Origin of the sequence: Desulfosporosinus paludis (assembly GCF_045689965.1) — a bacterium.
Classification (GTDB): domain Bacteria; phylum Bacillota; class Desulfitobacteriia; order Desulfitobacteriales; family Desulfitobacteriaceae; genus Desulfosporosinus; species Desulfosporosinus paludis.
Map to the genome: position 1 here is coordinate 3,435,671 of NZ_CP144211.1, position 15,512 is coordinate 3,451,182.

Sequence of the window (15,512 nt, forward strand, 5' to 3'; positions counted from 1 at the left end):
GTGAAATAGAATGTTTTAATTTTTGCACCATGGCAATACTAACAGTGAGAAATCACTGAGAGGAAATGAGTGTATGAATGGACTGAGCGGAATAGTCATGGTCGTTCAGTTGGTTTTCGCTGTTGTCATCGGGCTCTATTTTTGGGGAATGCTCAAGTCACAACAGGGGAATAAGGTTTCCGTTGAACGAGAATCACGTAAAGAACTTGAAAAGTTACAAAAGATGCGTAAAGTAGCCTTAACCACTCCACTATCTGAAAAAACTCGCCCTATTCATTTTGATGAAATTATCGGTCAGAAAGAAGGCATTAAGGCCTTAAGAGCAGCCCTTTGCGGTCCCAATCCGCAGCATGTGCTAATTTACGGTTCTCCGGGTGTTGGGAAAACTGCAGCTGCTCGCTTGATTTTAGAAGAGGCTAAGAAGAATCCCCTCTCTCCCTTTAAAGAACATGCCTGTTTCACAGAAATTGATGGTGCAACAGCGCGTTTCGATGAGCGGGGGATTGCCGATCCTTTGATTGGTTCAGTGCATGATCCTATCTACCAAGGGGCCGGTGCTATGGGGTTAGCCGGAATCCCTCAGCCAAAGCAGGGAGCTGTCACTAAAGCCCACGGCGGTATACTGTTCATCGATGAGATAGGGGAGCTCCATCCAATCCAAATTAATAAGCTCTTGAAAGTGTTGGAGGATCGAAAGGTGATCCTGGAAAGTGCTTATTATAGTTCAGAGGATCCGAATATTCCCCAACATATCCATGATATTTTTCAGAACGGGCTCCCGGCGGATTTTCGCCTAGTAGGGGCAACCACTCGCAGTCCGGAGGAAATTCCACCGGCGATTCGATCTCGATGTATGGAAGTTTACTTCCGAGGTTTGCTCCCTGAGGAAATTGCGGAGATAGCCCGCGTAGCTGCAGCTAAAATGGATATGACCTTTACTCCTGCAGCCATTGAGGTAATTAAGCAATTTGCTTCGAACGGACGAGAAGCCGTCAATATGGTTCAATTAGCCGCAGGAGTCGCCTTGACAGATCAATTGACCGAAGTGGATGTGGAAATCGTAGAATGGGTGGTTACAACAGGTCAGTATACTCCCCGTCCTGAGAGGAAAGTTCCAACGGAAGCCAGCGTCGGGGTGGTCAACGGTTTAGCCATTTATGGACCCAACATGGGTGCCTTATTAGAATTGGAAGTGACTGCTCTACCTGTTGCTCCAGGCACCGGAGCTCTTCTCGTGACAGGAATCGTTGAGGAAGAAGAGCAAGGGAGTGAAGGAAAAAAAATTCGGCGTAAGAGCATGGCCCGCAGTTCTGTAGAAAATGTTCTAACAGTCTTAAGACGACAACTTGGAATTCAGCCTGTAAATTATGATCTCCATGTTAATTTCCCAGGCGGGGTCCCCATAGATGGGCCCTCAGCAGGGATTGCCATCGCGACTGCGACCATTTCAGCAATTCTCCAAAAGAAGGTAGACAATTATTTAGCCATGACAGGAGAACTGTCAATTCGTGGACGAGTAAAGCCTATCGGTGGCGTCGCTGCCAAGATTGAAGCAGCGAAGCAGGCGGGGTGTAAACGAGTCTTAATTCCTAAAGAAAATTGGCAGGAACGTTTTGCAGAGTTTGAGGGCGGTATAGAGGTTATTCCTGTGGAAGACCTCACTCAGGTTTTAGAACTTTCCATGCCTTCCGGAATAAAACTAGAAAAAACCGAAATGCGTCCGCCTCTTGAAGAAGTTTTAAGCTGCTTAGATTTTGCCGTCAATAAAGTAGTAAACAATGCGGCTGTAAATTTGCCTGAACGAGGCAAAACATGTTAGAATAGTATAAGATAAGTTTGGCACACTAGCTGTAGTGTGTCTTTTTCTATAGATCTAAAGGGGGGATTTTTAGTGAGTAAAGAACGTGAATTGCCATTACTTCCATTGCGTGGAATTCTAGTTTTTCCGTATATGGTTATTCACCTTGATGTAGGCAGAGAACGTTCCATGGCAGCGATTGAGGAAGCAATGCTCGGAGAACGAATCATTTTATTGACCTCGCAAAAAGAAACAGAGATTGATTCTCCAACGACTGCAGACTTGTATACGATGGGTACGGTTGCGGAGATTAAACAACTACTAAAGCTTCCGGGAGGCACCATGCGTGTCTTGGTAGAGGGGATTTCCCGGGGACACGTGCTGGAATTTCTCCAAGAGGAGCCGTTTTTTAAGGTTCGAGTTGAGGAATTAGCCCAAGAAAAGGGACCTATAACGACGGAAACTGAAACGTTAGTACGGGGAATGACTCATCAGTTTGAGGAATACGCCAAACTTAGCAAGCGTGTACCCGTTGAAACGCTGGGAACGGTTCTGTCTGTGGAGGAACCGGGTCAACTTGCAGATATTGTGGCTTCCCATCTCAATCTCAAAGTCCCTGACAAGCAAACGATTTTAGAGGCCTTAATGATCGATGAACGTCTGGAACGCTTAACCGAACTTATCATGCGTGAGATCGAAATTATGGAATTGGAACGTCGTATTGGTTTGAGAGTCCGTAAGCAGATGGATAAAGCACAGAAAGAATATTACTTACGCGAGCAGATCAAAGCGATTCAGAAAGAACTAGGCGACAAGGACGAGCGCCAAGTTGAAGCCGACGAATATCGGGAAAAAGTAGCGAAAGCCAAGTGTCCTAAAGAGGTTGAACAAAAGGCTTTGAAAGAAATTGAACGCCTGGAGAAAATGCCTCCCTCTTCGGCAGAAGGTACGGTTGTCCGCACATACTTAGACTGGCTCTTAGTACTGCCCTGGACCAAGGCCTCGAAGGATAAAATTGACCTGGAAAAGGCCGAAAATATTCTTAATGAAGATCACTACGGCTTGGAGAAGGTCAAGGAGCGGATCTTGGAGTTTCTGGCTATTCGCAAACTGACGCCTAAAATGAAGAGTCCAATCCTTTGCTTAGTGGGGCCTCCGGGGGTTGGTAAGACGTCCTTAGCAAAATCTATCGCGAGATCTTTAGATCGAAAGTTTGTACGCATGTCTTTAGGCGGACTGCGTGATGAAGCCGAAATTAGAGGACACCGCCGCACATATATTGGGGCTTTGCCAGGGCGAATTATTCAGGGCATTCGAACAGCCGGAACACGCAATTCGGTATTTCTCTTAGATGAAATTGATAAGATGTCCTCAGACTTTCGTGGTGATCCGGCGTCTGCTCTTCTCGAAGTACTAGATCCTGAGCAAAATGCCAACTTCACAGATCATTATTTAGAAGTGCCTTTTGATTTGTCGCAAACGTTCTTTGTGCTGACGGCGAATACTTTAGAGACTATCCCGCGCCCGCTCTTAGACCGGATGGAAGTTATTACATTAAGCGGGTATACCGAGGATGAGAAAGTGAATATCGCCAAGCGTTACCTTGTACCCAAACAAATGAAAACCCATGGGCTTAAGGAAGAGGTCTTCTCTTTAGATGATGAGATGCTGCTTAAACTCATTCAGAATTATACGCGGGAATCTGGGGTGCGAAATTTAGAGAGGCAAGTGGCGAATGTTTGCCGGAAGATTGCCGTTCGTTGGGTAAAGGAAGAATGGGAACCACATCCCTTAAATCTTGACGACATTGAAGCGGCCTTAGGTGCCCCACGCTATCATTTCCAAGTAGCCGCAAAGGCTCCGGAGATCGGAGCAGTGACTGGACTGGCCTTTACGGAAGTGGGAGGAGTGGTTCTAACGATCGAAGTGACCCCCTTGCCCGGCAAAGGACATTTAACTCTGACAGGGAAATTAGGAGATGTCATGAAGGAATCTGCCCAAGCGGCCTGGACTTTTATACGCGCCTATGCTCTGGAACTGGGAATAGAAGAGGATTTCTATGAGCGCACAGATCTCCATATCCACGTTCCAGAAGGTGCAATCCCGAAAGATGGTCCTTCCGCTGGAATCACTATGGCAACTGCAATGGCCTCTGCGTTGTCGAAACGCGCTGTGCGAGCAGATCTGGCTATGACCGGTGAAGTAACTTTGAGGGGAAATGTCTTGCCTATCGGTGGCGTTAAAGAAAAAGTCTTGGCCGCCCATCGAGCCGGCATCAAGGTTGTCTTGCTTCCGGAGGAAAATCGTAAGGATCTTGAAGAAGTCCCGGAGAAGGTCCGCAAAATCCTGGAATTCCACTTTGTCAGCCGAATTGAAGAAGTCCTGAAACTAGCCCTTTTGCCTTTGGCTCACTCGGATAAAGTTCCCGGAGAAGCTGCAAGGCATTCCGTCTACGGAGCCAAGGGAATGCCTGTTGATAATACGAGGCCTGAGGAACGGCCTGTCGTGTCATAGGGAGTCGCGAGAGAGAGTCGCGTCACACTCGCGCGCTCGGCCATGCGTTCGTCGTGCCAAACTAGGGCTTTAAACCCTGATGCAAGCGGGCAGGGTGCCGGCCAATGCAACATCCCTGTCGCAAGGCCGGCGGGAAACGTTCTGTTTCCCGCCCTGCTTCACGAAAGTGGGTTTAAAGCCGAGTTTGGCTACGACTCACGCAGAGGCTTCGCACGTGTGAGCGCGACCCTCTGGATTGGAGAATAGAATGTGCAATTTAACGCTAAATACTTAAAAAGGAAGATGAAGTCTTGATTGTAATTCGGAAAGCCGAATATGTGGCCTCCGCGGTTAAATATGAACAGTATCCTATCGGCGGTTTGCCGGAAATTGCGATGGCAGGGCGGTCTAATGTGGGTAAGTCCTCGCTGATCAATCGTTTTTTAGGCAGAAAGAATCTGGCACGGACCGGAAATACACCTGGGAAAACTCAGACTCTTAATTTTTATCGGGTCAATGACGCTTGGTTTCTGGTGGATCTGCCCGGTTATGGGTATGCCAAAGTAGCCAAGTCAGTCAATGCTCAATGGGGTTCCATGATGGAAACGTATTTTAAAAAGCGAGAGTTTCTTAAAGCGGTAATTCAAATTGTTGATATCCGTCATGCGCCAAGTCGTGAGGATATTGAAATGCAGCAGTGGCTTCGGATGAGACAGATTCCAACTATGGTTGTGGCCACCAAGGCAGATAAAATCTCGCGTGGGCAATGGCTTAAACATTTGACGATTATAGCCAAAGCTTTGGAGATCGAGGATGTTTCTGTAATTCTGCCTTTTTCGGCACAGACTGGGGCCGGTGTGGAAGAATTGAATGAGGCGCTTGAAGAGATGGGACTTGTGTGACACAGCGCTCAGTCATACGTTCGCAGAGCAAACTAGCCGTTCAAGCTCATGCTTTGGGGAGCGGGGTTCCCGCCATAAGCGCCGTCCTTGGCGCTATGGCGGCAGTGAACATCCTTGTTCACTGCCCCGCATCTGGGGTCATTCGCTTTCGCGGAGTTTGCTGTTTCTGCTTACGTAAAGACGACGCGCTTGTGTCACACTGCGTACCGGGCTTAGGGGTCGGGGAACGGGAGGACGACGAGGAGTGTTGGGGAGACGGCACATTTCATGTGCGCCGTCTGTTGTGGGCTGGAGAGTAAGCTGTAGATGGGGTCATTGGCTTTTACGGAGTTTGCTGTTTCTGCTTACGTAAAGACGACGCGCTTGTGTCACACTGCGTCCCGGGCTTAGGGGTCGGGGAACGGGAGGACGACGAGGAGTGTTGGGGAGACGGCACATTTCATGTGCGCCGTCTGTTGTGGGCTGGAGAGTAAGCTGTAGATGGGGTCATTGGCTTTTACGGAGTTTGCTGTTTCTGCTTACGTAAAGACGACGCGCTTGTGTCACACTGCGTCCCGGGCTTAGGGGTCGGAGAACGGGAGGACGACGAGGAGTGTTGGGGGAGACGGCACATTTCATGTGCGCCGTCTGTTGTGGGCTGGAGAGTAAGCTGTAGATGGGGTCATTGGCTTTTACGGAGTTTGCTGTTTCTGCTTACGTAAAGACAACACGCTTGTGTCACACTGCGTCCCGGGCTTAGGGGTCGGAGAACGGGAGGACGACGAGGAGTGTTGGGGGAGACGGCACATTTCATGTGCCCCGTCTGTTGTGGGTTAGGGAGTAAGATTCGGACACGGATTCCTCAACCGAAGAATAACAGTTTAACGTTAATAACTCAAATGTGAACTATGAGAGCTGCCATTCACTTGTGGCAGCTCTCATAGTTCATATTTTTTGATGGCCTGGGCATTTACGAAATGTCTGACTGCCTCCTCTAGGCAAGTTTAGCTAAGATAGTTTATCTGAGTGTGCGAAGTAAGGCAAAGTTCCCAGTATAAATGGATTACCTCTCTCGTATAGTTACAGTGAGGAATGATTTGACAGTCTAAAGGAGCTAAAGAAGGGAGAGAAAAGCTTGAGAGATGTCATTATGCTCATTGTAAGCTTAGGGATAATTCTGATTGGAGCGGAGGCGTTTACAAACAGTATAGAGTGGTTAGGGCTAAAGCTAAAGCTTGGGGTCGGGGCTGTCGGAAGTATTCTCGCGGCTGTGGGGACAGCTTTACCGGAGACAATTGTTCCAATTATTGCGTTTCTAGGTTTTAAGGAGGGAACAGAGGGGGCTGATATTGGCATCGGAGCTATTCTTGGGGCCCCTTTTATGTTAGCAACGTTGGCTTTTTTTATAACGGGGTTGGCGGCGCTCTTGAGCCGACGGACGAATCGTCCTTTAAAGCTGGATGCCAAAGTCCTGCAACGAGACTTGAAGTTCTTTCTTGTCGTATACACTATCGCCATATTAGCATCGTTTTTGGGAAATCAATTTTATAAGACTTTGGCCGCTTGGTCTTTGATTTTATTTTACTTAATCTACGTTTTCTTGACCTTGAGTTCAAGTAAAGGCGGTCATAAAGAGGAAAAATTAGCCTCGCTTTACGTAGCTCGTGGAGTTAATAATCCAAAAATGAGTTCAGTTATTTTGCAGATCGTCTTGGCCTTAATTGCCATTCTGTTTGGAGCTCATCGTTTTGTCAATGCAGTTCAACCAATCGCAGTATCTCTGGGAATCCCTGTTTTTGTACTTTCTTTAATTATTACTCCCGTGGCCACAGAGCTTCCGGAGAAGTTCAACAGTGTAATTTGGATTCTTCGTGGCAAAGATACATTAGCCTTAGGGAATTTAACGGGAGCGATGGTCTTTCAAAGCTCTGTGATTCCTGCAATCGGGATCGCTCTTACGCCTTGGAAATTAGACATCTTGGCACTTTGGAGTGCGTTTTTAGCGTTAGGTTCGGCGATGATTCCGTTTTATTCTCTGCGTCGTAAAGAAGTAATCCATCCCTCTGGTCTCCTCATGGGGGGAATCTTTTATGTCATATTTATTCTGACGATCGTTCGTTATCAGATCCAGTGAGTTCGGCAATCAGCATGCCTCCAAGGACTAATCCGGCTCCCAATAAACCTTTGATCGATAAAACTTCGCCTGCGAGGAAGAAACCTGAAATGGCCGCAAAGACTGGTTCCATGGAGAATATCAGGGCTGTATGAGTTGACGTGGTAAATTGCTGCATTTTTGTTTGCACAAAAAATGCTATAGAAGTGGCGGGGACCGCAGTTATGAGCAGGCCCAGCCAAGCTGTCGAACTAAAATGCAGTGGCGGTTGAGGTAAAATCACTGAGAAAATTCCGCTCAAGATACTTACTGTAAGAATTTGAGCGCTGGCCAATACTGTGGCGTTCGTTTGAGGAGCATAGCGCCCAACTAAGAAAATATGTAAGGCGAAACTGAAAGCGCAAATCAGAACCATGAGATCCCCTTTGTTAAATTGAAAATGATCTCCCAAGGAGAGTAACGCCAAACCTACTAAAGCACTTATAATGCCAAGGAGAAGGCTCGGCCGGGGGAGTTTCTTTGTTGTCATAGCAACTAAGGTAGGGACAATAACCACTGAAAGTCCTGTAATAAAACCAGCGTTAGAGGCCGTTGTATATTGCAGCCCTAGCGTTTGCCATATGTATCCGGAAAAAAGAAAGACACCAACGGCCATTCCTTTGAGAACAGTCTTTTTAGAAATATGGGCCCTCTGAAACCATAGAAAGGGCAACAAACTTAGGAACGCTAGAAAAAAGCGAATCGCCAGGAAAGGGAATGGGGGAAGATCTGCAATAGCCCATTTAACGATCACAAATGTCGAACCCCAGACGAGAGTCACTAAGAGCAGCGAAAAATCAGCCCATTGAGTGCGAGTTATTTTCAAATTGATACAGGCCCCCTCGATTTGTTCACGGTACAAGATATAACAAAAGCCGTCCCGTAAAATACGCAACGGCCTTTTTGGCACTAAGTTCACGCAGTTCTAGTATAACGGAACTCGAGCTAACTGAAAAGAAAAAAGTTCCGTTAACCCTTTCCCCCTTCATGGGGTTCTGGTAAATCAGGCTGACCTGGCTCATCCGTTGGGGTATAGATTGGTTGGGGAGAACAAGGAGGCGGAGGCGGGCAGGGGGCACATTCACTGCAATATTGCTGCTTAGCTTGGCAGAACAGGTAGTAGTGCTGTTCCTCATCTGCAGCCATTTCAGTCAAGATCGCCTGTATTTCCGGAATGGGGATCTTATGCGCAAGATCGAGATAGAGGCGATGAGCTTTGGCTTCGTCTTCAATATTCGTGTCAATGAGAGCGCAAAGTTCGCTGGTATAGTTGATAAAACGAGAACGCCAGTCAACCCAGTGCCCGCTGCTTAAAGAGCCATATCTGGGATCAACGCCCAGATGGCGCAGGGCTAAGGCCAGCTTTTCGAGATGTCGGATTTCATCGTAGGCAATTGGTCTGAATAAGGCATCAAATTCTGGACGATCCAGCAGTACAGCTTGATAAAGGTATGTGGTGATGGCTGTTAGTTCCGAATCCGTACCTGCATAAGCCTCGTAGAGCCAAATGGCGTATGTAAAGTTTGGTTCGGGTATTTCTTCCGGCTTTGGTTCATGAGTACCCAGAACGGGTAATAAAAGTACTTGACCGGCATAAATGCGATCAGGATGTTTTAAATGATTAAGTAGGATAATTTCGGCCATTTCGACGGAGTATGCTTTGGCGATCTTATAAATGGTATCCCCTGCTTGCACAACATAGCGTGCATAATCCATTTTCGTATTCCTCCTTTACTTTGCACTGTCAGAAAGTATAACTTCGTTAATACTTTCTGCAGCATAAGAGCAACTAACGGCTTCTGCCTTCGCAAGCTCGGCACAAGCCAAGTTTTCTTTATGTCATGGTACACTATATTCTCCGATCATGAAGCATGGTAATGGATAATTATGGGCATTTGTGGAATGTATTGGACAGGTTCGACGTATTTATAGACGATAGAGATGAATCTGTGGTTCAACAATGTTCCAACTAATTAAAATAGGGAGGAGTAGAGTAACGATGCTTTCATACGTCTTAAGAGGAATTACTACGGCCATGCTGGTGACGGTCTTAACCCTTTTTGGCGGAGTAATATGGGGGGCAATGGGTTTTGGAGGATTGAACGTATCTGGGTTATTAGATATTGGTCTGCTGGCAAGCTGTTTAATTGGTGGATATCGTACCGCGAAAGAAAGTGGAGAATGGCTGACAGGCGGGATTACGGGAGCGGGGTATGTTACTGTGGGAACTCTGCTGCTCGCCTTATTTCTGCCGATTCGTGTCTGGGGTTTCATTCAAGTCTTAGGAGAGGGCATCCTCATAGGTTTAGTAGCAGGCGCAGTCGGAGCTGGAGGTAAAAAGGGAAAAGTCTTAAACCCAGGGATTGGCAGAAGGGCTACACAACCTAGCTACAGGCCTTACTTTGCAGGGTATGGCAGCGAGGACCAGACCGATGATTTTGCTTGGGATGCAGATAGCGGCCTGCAAAACGACATAAATGAACCTAAGGAAGACTCAGAAACTAACGTCGACTTTGAAGTTGAACGTTTCGAGTTAGGTTCAGAACAGAGAGATTTTGATCCAAATCCAGAAGTTGAATGGCCTTGGAATGAACGTTACGAAAAAATAGATAACATGAAAATCCAGGATGAACCGGTTAAGCCGGATGAGCCGACTAAAATAAGTGAGAGCAGGCCGTGGTGGGAATAGGTTATGGACTAAATAAAAATAAACTTCTGAAAATTGGGGATCTAGGAAGGAATCATCTATCTTAGAGAGAATTCTGTAGAAAAAGAAACTTGGAGACAAGAATTCTATTTCTTTGAATGGAAACATTATAGACATAATAGGCATAGGAGGCATTTGATGATGAATTTTCTTGAATTAGCCCAGACACGCAGGAGTTTGCGAACCTATTTAGATAAGTCCGTTGAGAGGGAAAAGCTGGAGTATGTTCTGGAGGCCGCTCGCTTGGCGCCTTCCTGGAAGAACATGCAGTGCTGGCGTTTTGTTGTCGTTGAGGATGCGGCAGAAAAAGCAGCCTTAGCTGACAGTATGGGAGAGACGAATCCTGGCCGGAAAGCTTTGACCAGTGCCCCAGTTATCATCGTGCTCTGTGCGGTGCCTAAGGAATCAGAGGTATGGGAAGGTAAGGACTTTATGATGCTCGATGCCGGACTCGCGATGGAACACCTCTTGTTAGCGGCGACGGAACAAGGTCTAGGGACGTGCTGGCAGGGCCTGTTTACTGAGCAAAAAGTCAGAGAAGCTTTGAATGTCCCAGATGACGTACGGGTCTTGGCGATGACCCCTCTGGGATATGCCGCCGAAGAACGGCGCCCACGTCCCCGCAAAACAATGGCTGAGATTGTTTTCCAGGGAAAATGGGATCAGGGACTTGTGTGACACGGAGTTAGCTATTCTGCTTACCTAAAGACGTCGCCCTCGTGGCACACTGCGTCCCCAGGCTTGGGATAGGGAACAAGTAGGTTAGTGTATTTAGGAGATTTGGGGGATGGCACATTTTATGTGCACCGTCTTGGTATGGGCCTTGAGCATTGCAACTTTTTAAGGTTGTAATGCTTTTTTAATAATAAAGTATAGAATTCACAACACTTAGTGCTTAGACGCAGAGCAAACTAGCTATTGTATATACTTGTGAATATTCTTCAACAAGTGGTATAGACTACTGAAGATATCTGTACTCTTTTATGAAACGATGGGGGATTGACGTTGTTGTTACAGACTGCTCTGCTCGTTATTGCTCTTTCAGCAATTGGGGCAATCATCGCAGGAATAATACTTATAGGTTTGTTCTATTTCCTGGGGAAACGTTTTTTCGTACGCTTGTTCAGCGCTTGTTTGGTTTGGTTATTGAAAGGCTGCTTGAAGACAAGTACCACGAAAATCTTATGGAACTCTGGGGTGCTGTGCGGCGAACGTCAATACAGAATATCTTGGAAATCAGCTTACGGGCTGAGCAAGGAAAACTCATTGAACGGCCTTTAGGTTCTCCAAGACGGCTGCCTCATTATGACACCTTGATGTTTGTTCCCGCTCAGATGGCACGTCTGCCTAAAGAGGCAAGTGTTGCTATTGATATGAAAGTAACTCTTGGCCCTAAGGCCGAAAAACCCCTGGTCATAGAAACTCCTCTCATGATCTCAGGCATGGGGTACGGTATAGGGCTTAGTGAGCAAGCAAAAATCGCCTTAGCCAAGGCGGCTAATCAGCTTAAAACTGCTACCAATTCCGGAGAAGGCCCTTATCTGCCTGAAGAGCGACAGGAAGCAGGAAAGTTTATTTGGCAAATTAGCCGGAGCTCCTGGGGACATTCGCCCGAGGCCATCGCTGCGGCAGATATGATTGAAGTGCAGATGGGTCAGGGAGCGAGAATGGGTCCCTTTACTGTTGAACCGAAGGCCGTTAAAGGCAGAGCCCAAAAACTAATGGGCATCTCTCCTGTTGAAACGGTCGTTACCCTCGCAGTTATCCCGGGAGTTCAAAGTCCCTGGGATTGGATCAAGTATGTCCGGGATTTGCGTGCAGAGGCTGGAGGCAAGCCGATTGCCTTAAAGATTATGGCGACAGGCGCAATTGAAAGGGACCTGGCAGTGGCCTTAGAGGCGGGCTTTGATGTGATAGTGGTTGATGGGGCGCAAGGTGGTGCCTCTGGAGCTTCACCTATGATTTGTGATGATCTAGGAATTCCAAGCTTGTTAGGTCTGGTCCGAGCGGAACGGTTTTTGTGTGAACAGGGCGCGCGCCAGGATGTAAGCTTGGTGGTCGCCGGCGGTTATGCGACACCTGGTGAATGCTTAAAGGCCATAACCTTAGGGGCTGATGCAGTCTATCTGGGAACAGTCCCCTTGTTTGCTTTAATACATCGCCAAATTCACAAAGTGCTCCCTTGGGAACCATTGACCCAATTAGTATGGTACAATTCGCCCTATAAAGACCGATTGGACATTAATCTGGCAAGTCAGAGTGTGGCAAATGTTTTAAAATCCATGACCATGGAAATGGAAGAAGGGGTGCGGGCACTAGGAAAAACGGCCTTGTCCGAACTCGGTCCCAACGATCTTGTGGCCCTGGACGATTGGACAGCTAAGGTAACCGGGGTCAAGCGCGCTTATCCTTGGGAGAATTAAAATGACGGATTAAGGCACGGGTTAAAGGCCGCAAATTTTGACAATCACCATCTATCCGAGTATAATGTATCCAAATATAATATTAGGAAACTCGATGAATGTGAGGAATAGTGCAAAGCTGCCGTTCAGAGATAAAGGCCATAAGCTGAGAGGTCTTTTCGGGAGGAACACTTGGGTCGCACAGGAGAGGCAGAGAGGAATAGAGTACTTTCTGACGGAAAAACCCGTTAGTCGAATCAATGAGTGTGAAACGTCTTAAGTGTTGTAAGGCTGTTTCACTGAATTAAGGTGGTACCACGATAGCTTTTCGTCCTTTGTCGGATGAGAGGCTTTTTGTATATTTACATGGTTTATAAGAAAGGAGTTAAATCTTGTGGATGAAATTTTGAAAAAACCAGAAAAGATAGAGATGGCTAAAGCCTATGAATCGAGCCAAGTGGAGGGAAAATGGTATCAGTTTTGGGAGGAAAACAAGTTCTTTCATTCGGAAGTGGATGCAGAAAAAAAGCCCTTTAGCATTGTGATGCCGCCGCCTAATGTGACAGGAGCCCTTCACCTGGGCCATGCCATGGATGGCGCAATCCAGGACATTTTGACCAGATATAAGCGGATGCAGGGATATAATACTCTCTGGCTGCCTGGGACGGACCATGCCGGGATCGCTACTCAAGCAAAAGTGGAAGCGCAGTTGGTGAAAGAAGGTACGAGCCGCCAAGAACTCGGACGCGAGAAGTTTTTAGACCGGGTGTGGGAGTGGAAAAAGCAGTACGGCGGGCGGATAACCCAGCAGCTGCGCCGCTTAGGGGCTTCTTGCGACTGGGAACGGGAACGGTTCACGATGGATGAAGGCTGCTCGAAGGCGGTTCGGGAAGCCTTTGTGGACTTGTATCAGCAAGGGTTAATTTATCGGGGAAATTATATTGTCAATTGGTGCCCAAAGTGCCACACCACGATTTCGGATATCGAAGTTGAGCATGTGGATAGTGAGGGACATTTGTATCATTTAAGTTATCCTGTAAAAGATAGTGATGAGACGTTGGTCGTGGCGACGACAAGGCCGGAGACCATGTTGGGAGATACGGCGGTTGCTGTGCATCCGGAAGACGAACGCTATCAACATTTAATTGGCAAAACTCTGATCTTACCCTTGATGGAACGAGAAATTCCCATTATTGCCGATGAGTATGTAGATCGGGAGTTTGGCACCGGTGCCGTGAAAATCACCCCTGCTCACGATCCCAACGACTTTGAGATCGGACTTCGGCATCAACTGCCTCAGATTGTCGTCTTGGACAAAGAAGCGAAGATGAATGAACATGCCGGAAAGTATCAGGGCATGGACCGATTTGAGGCGCGCAAGGCGATTGTGGAGGATCTGAAAGCAGCTGGGGTATTGGTCAAAATAGATGCCCATGCCCATGCAGTAGGAGAATGTTATCGCTGCGCTACGGTTATTGAACCCATGGTCAGCAAACAATGGTTCGTAAAAATGGAGCCTTTGGCTAAACCAGCGCTTGAAGTCGTTAAAGATGGTCGACTGCAATTTGTGCCGGAACGTTTTGATAAGATCTATCTGGGATGGATGGAAAATATTCGGGATTGGTGTATCTCGCGTCAGCTGTGGTGGGGTCATCGTATTCCGGTTTGGTATTGTGAGGATTGCGGACAGGAGATCTGTGCGAAAGAAGACCCAACGATCTGTCCTGCTTGTGGTGGAGCGCATCTAAAGCAAGATCCGGATGTTTTGGATACTTGGTTTTCTTCAGGGCTTTGGCCTTTCTCCACAATGGGTTGGCCGGAAAAACCCCGGAATTGAGCCAGTTTTATCCGACCACAGTGTTAGTGACGGGAAGAGACATTATCTTTTTCTGGGTGGCGCGCATGATCTTTATGGCTATGGAGTTTAGAAAAGAAGTACCCTTTCCTAAAGTCATGATCCATGGACTTGTGTTAGACGCTAAAGGCCGGAAGATGAGCAAATCCTTGGGCAATGGAGTGGACCCAATAGAAGTCATCGAACAGTATGGAGCGGATACGTTACGCTTCATGTTAATAACAGGTAATACGCCGGGCAATGACCTTCGCTTCCATCCGGAACGATTGGAGGCAACTCGTAATTTCTGTAATAAGATTTGGAACGCCTCTCGTTTTGTGCTCATGAATTTAGAAGATTATGCGCCCGGACCACGCGGAGAACTCACCTTAGCAGATCGTTGGATCTTAAGCCGCTATGCTTCGACCATTGAAAAAACCACCGAAGCACTTGAAGCTTTCGACCTTGGTGAAGCCGGGAGACTCCTCTACGAATTCATCTGGAATGAATTTTGTGATTGGTATATCGAACTAACCAAGCCACGCCTTTATAACAAAGAAGATAATCTTGCTCGCCACACGGCACAATCCATTCTGCTTGAAGTGCTTGAAGGTACGCTGCGCTTATTGCATCCGTTTATGCCTTTCTTGACAGAAGAAATCTGGCAGAACCTCCCTGTTCAAGGGGTAAGCATTATGATGCAGCCGTGGCCTGCTGTATCGGCATATCATGAGGAAGAGGCAGTGAAGGATATGACTCTTCTGATGGAAGCCATCAAAGCGATTCGTAACATTCGGGCAGAAATGAAAGTTTCTCCCGGTCAAAAAGTAGAAATTTTAATGCTAGCCGCCGATCCTAACCAACGATTTGTCTTAGAAAACGGAAAAGCGGATATCCTCAAACTTGCCGGAGGGGCAAGTGTAGAGCTGTTTGAATCCATGCCTGAGAAACCCTCTCAAGCAGCCAGCGCTGTTTTAGGGGGTGTGGAAATTTATCTTCCTTTGAAAGGGTTAATGGATCTAGATAAAGAAGTAGCTCGTTTGGAAAAGGAGATAGCCCTCGTGCTTGCTGAACAACAGGCTCTGGAGCTTAAACTTAATAATCCGGGCTTTACAAACAAAGCACCGGCGGCCGTTGTGGCAAAAGAGCGAGAAAGGGCGGAAGGCCTGTCAGCCAGAAAAGCAGCCTTAGAAGAGCGCCTAAGGGAATTGCAGACGAATCAATAGTATAATAGGGGGAAGCGAT

10 protein-coding genes, 2 pseudogenes and 1 other annotated feature are annotated in these 15,512 nt (G+C 47.2%); of the genes and pseudogenes, 10 read left to right on the forward strand and 2 right to left on the reverse strand.

Features of this window, described 5'->3' with window-relative positions; all coding sequences use genetic code 11:
* Positions 1–73: 73 nt before the first annotated feature.
* The 6 genes from lonB to VZF35_RS17150 all read left to right on the forward strand — a co-directional run bounded on the left by lonB (position 74) and on the right by VZF35_RS17150 (position 7,306).
* A complete protein-coding gene (gene lonB / locus VZF35_RS17125; protein WP_407306816.1) occupies positions 74–1,819 on the forward strand; it encodes an ATP-dependent protease LonB in 1,746 nt (581 codons plus the stop codon).
* Between the two features lie 72 nt (positions 1,820–1,891).
* Positions 1,892–4,312, forward strand: coding sequence for an endopeptidase La (lon, locus tag VZF35_RS17130; RefSeq protein WP_407306818.1), 2,421 nt, complete (start codon positions 1,892–1,894; stop codon positions 4,310–4,312).
* A gap of 42 nt (positions 4,313–4,354) precedes the next feature.
* Positions 4,355–4,558 (forward strand): hypothetical protein, encoded by a 204-nt coding sequence (locus tag VZF35_RS17135; protein WP_407306820.1) that lies wholly within the window; start codon positions 4,355–4,357, stop codon positions 4,556–4,558.
* A 44-nt stretch (positions 4,559–4,602) separates the two neighbouring features.
* Positions 4,603–5,193 carry a ribosome biogenesis GTP-binding protein YihA/YsxC gene (yihA, locus tag VZF35_RS17140; protein ID WP_407306822.1) on the forward strand — a complete coding sequence of 197 codons (591 nt, stop codon included), beginning with the start codon at positions 4,603–4,605 and terminating at the stop codon, positions 5,191–5,193.
* Positions 5,190–5,492, forward strand: coding sequence for a hypothetical protein (locus VZF35_RS17145; protein WP_407306824.1), 303 nt, complete (start codon positions 5,190–5,192; stop codon positions 5,490–5,492). The genes yihA and VZF35_RS17145 overlap by 4 nt, the downstream gene beginning before the upstream one ends.
* A gap of 815 nt (positions 5,493–6,307) precedes the next feature.
* Complete coding sequence (locus VZF35_RS17150) at positions 6,308–7,306, forward strand: sodium:calcium antiporter (protein ID WP_407306826.1); 999 nt, start codon at positions 6,308–6,310, stop codon at positions 7,304–7,306.
* Here VZF35_RS17150 and VZF35_RS17155 read toward each other — a convergent pair.
* The gene (locus VZF35_RS17155) at positions 7,272–8,150 is read right to left on the reverse strand and encodes a DMT family transporter (protein ID WP_407306828.1); all 879 of its coding nucleotides are present in this window, start codon (positions 8,148–8,150) and stop codon (positions 7,272–7,274) included. The two genes, VZF35_RS17150 and VZF35_RS17155, sit on opposite strands and share 35 nt — an antisense overlap.
* A 143-nt stretch (positions 8,151–8,293) precedes the next feature.
* Positions 8,294–9,040 (reverse strand): LysM peptidoglycan-binding domain-containing protein, encoded by a 747-nt coding sequence (locus VZF35_RS17160; RefSeq protein WP_407306830.1) that lies wholly within the window; start codon positions 9,038–9,040, stop codon positions 8,294–8,296.
* A gap of 283 nt (positions 9,041–9,323) precedes the next feature.
* Between VZF35_RS17160 and VZF35_RS17165 the strand changes: the two genes are divergently transcribed.
* From VZF35_RS17165 to VZF35_RS17180, 4 genes and pseudogenes are all read left to right on the forward strand, one after another.
* On the forward strand, positions 9,324–10,013 hold the full coding sequence (locus tag VZF35_RS17165; RefSeq protein WP_407306832.1) for a hypothetical protein: 690 nt from the start codon (positions 9,324–9,326) through the stop codon (positions 10,011–10,013).
* Between the two features lie 159 nt (positions 10,014–10,172).
* On the forward strand, positions 10,173–10,709 hold the full coding sequence (locus VZF35_RS17170; RefSeq protein WP_407314672.1) for a nitroreductase family protein: 537 nt from the start codon (positions 10,173–10,175) through the stop codon (positions 10,707–10,709).
* A gap of 354 nt (positions 10,710–11,063) precedes the next feature.
* Positions 11,064–12,454: pseudogene (locus tag VZF35_RS17175) on the forward strand (FMN-binding glutamate synthase family protein).
* 85 nt (positions 12,455–12,539) lie between these two features.
* Positions 12,540–12,772: a binding site (T-box leader), on the forward strand.
* Between the two features lie 91 nt (positions 12,773–12,863).
* Positions 12,864–15,493 (forward strand): annotated as a pseudogene (locus VZF35_RS17180) (valine--tRNA ligase).
* The last annotated feature ends 19 nt before the right edge of the window (positions 15,494–15,512 follow it).

Bases quoted from the DNA above. Each gene is read 5' to 3' on its own strand.
- VZF35_RS17170 (WP_407314672.1), top strand. From the start codon at position 10,173: ATGAATTTTCTTGAATTAGCCCAGACACGCAGGAGTTTGCGAACCTAT.
- VZF35_RS17165 (WP_407306832.1), top strand. From the start codon at position 9,324: ATGCTTTCATACGTCTTAAGAGGAATTACTACGGCCATGCTGGTGACG.
- VZF35_RS17160 (WP_407306830.1), bottom strand. From the start codon at position 9,040: ATGGATTATGCACGCTATGTTGTGCAAGCAGGGGATACCATTTATAAG.
- VZF35_RS17135 (WP_407306820.1), top strand. From the start codon at position 4,355: ATGCGTTCGTCGTGCCAAACTAGGGCTTTAAACCCTGATGCAAGCGGG.
- lonB (WP_407306816.1), top strand. From the start codon at position 74: ATGAATGGACTGAGCGGAATAGTCATGGTCGTTCAGTTGGTTTTCGCT.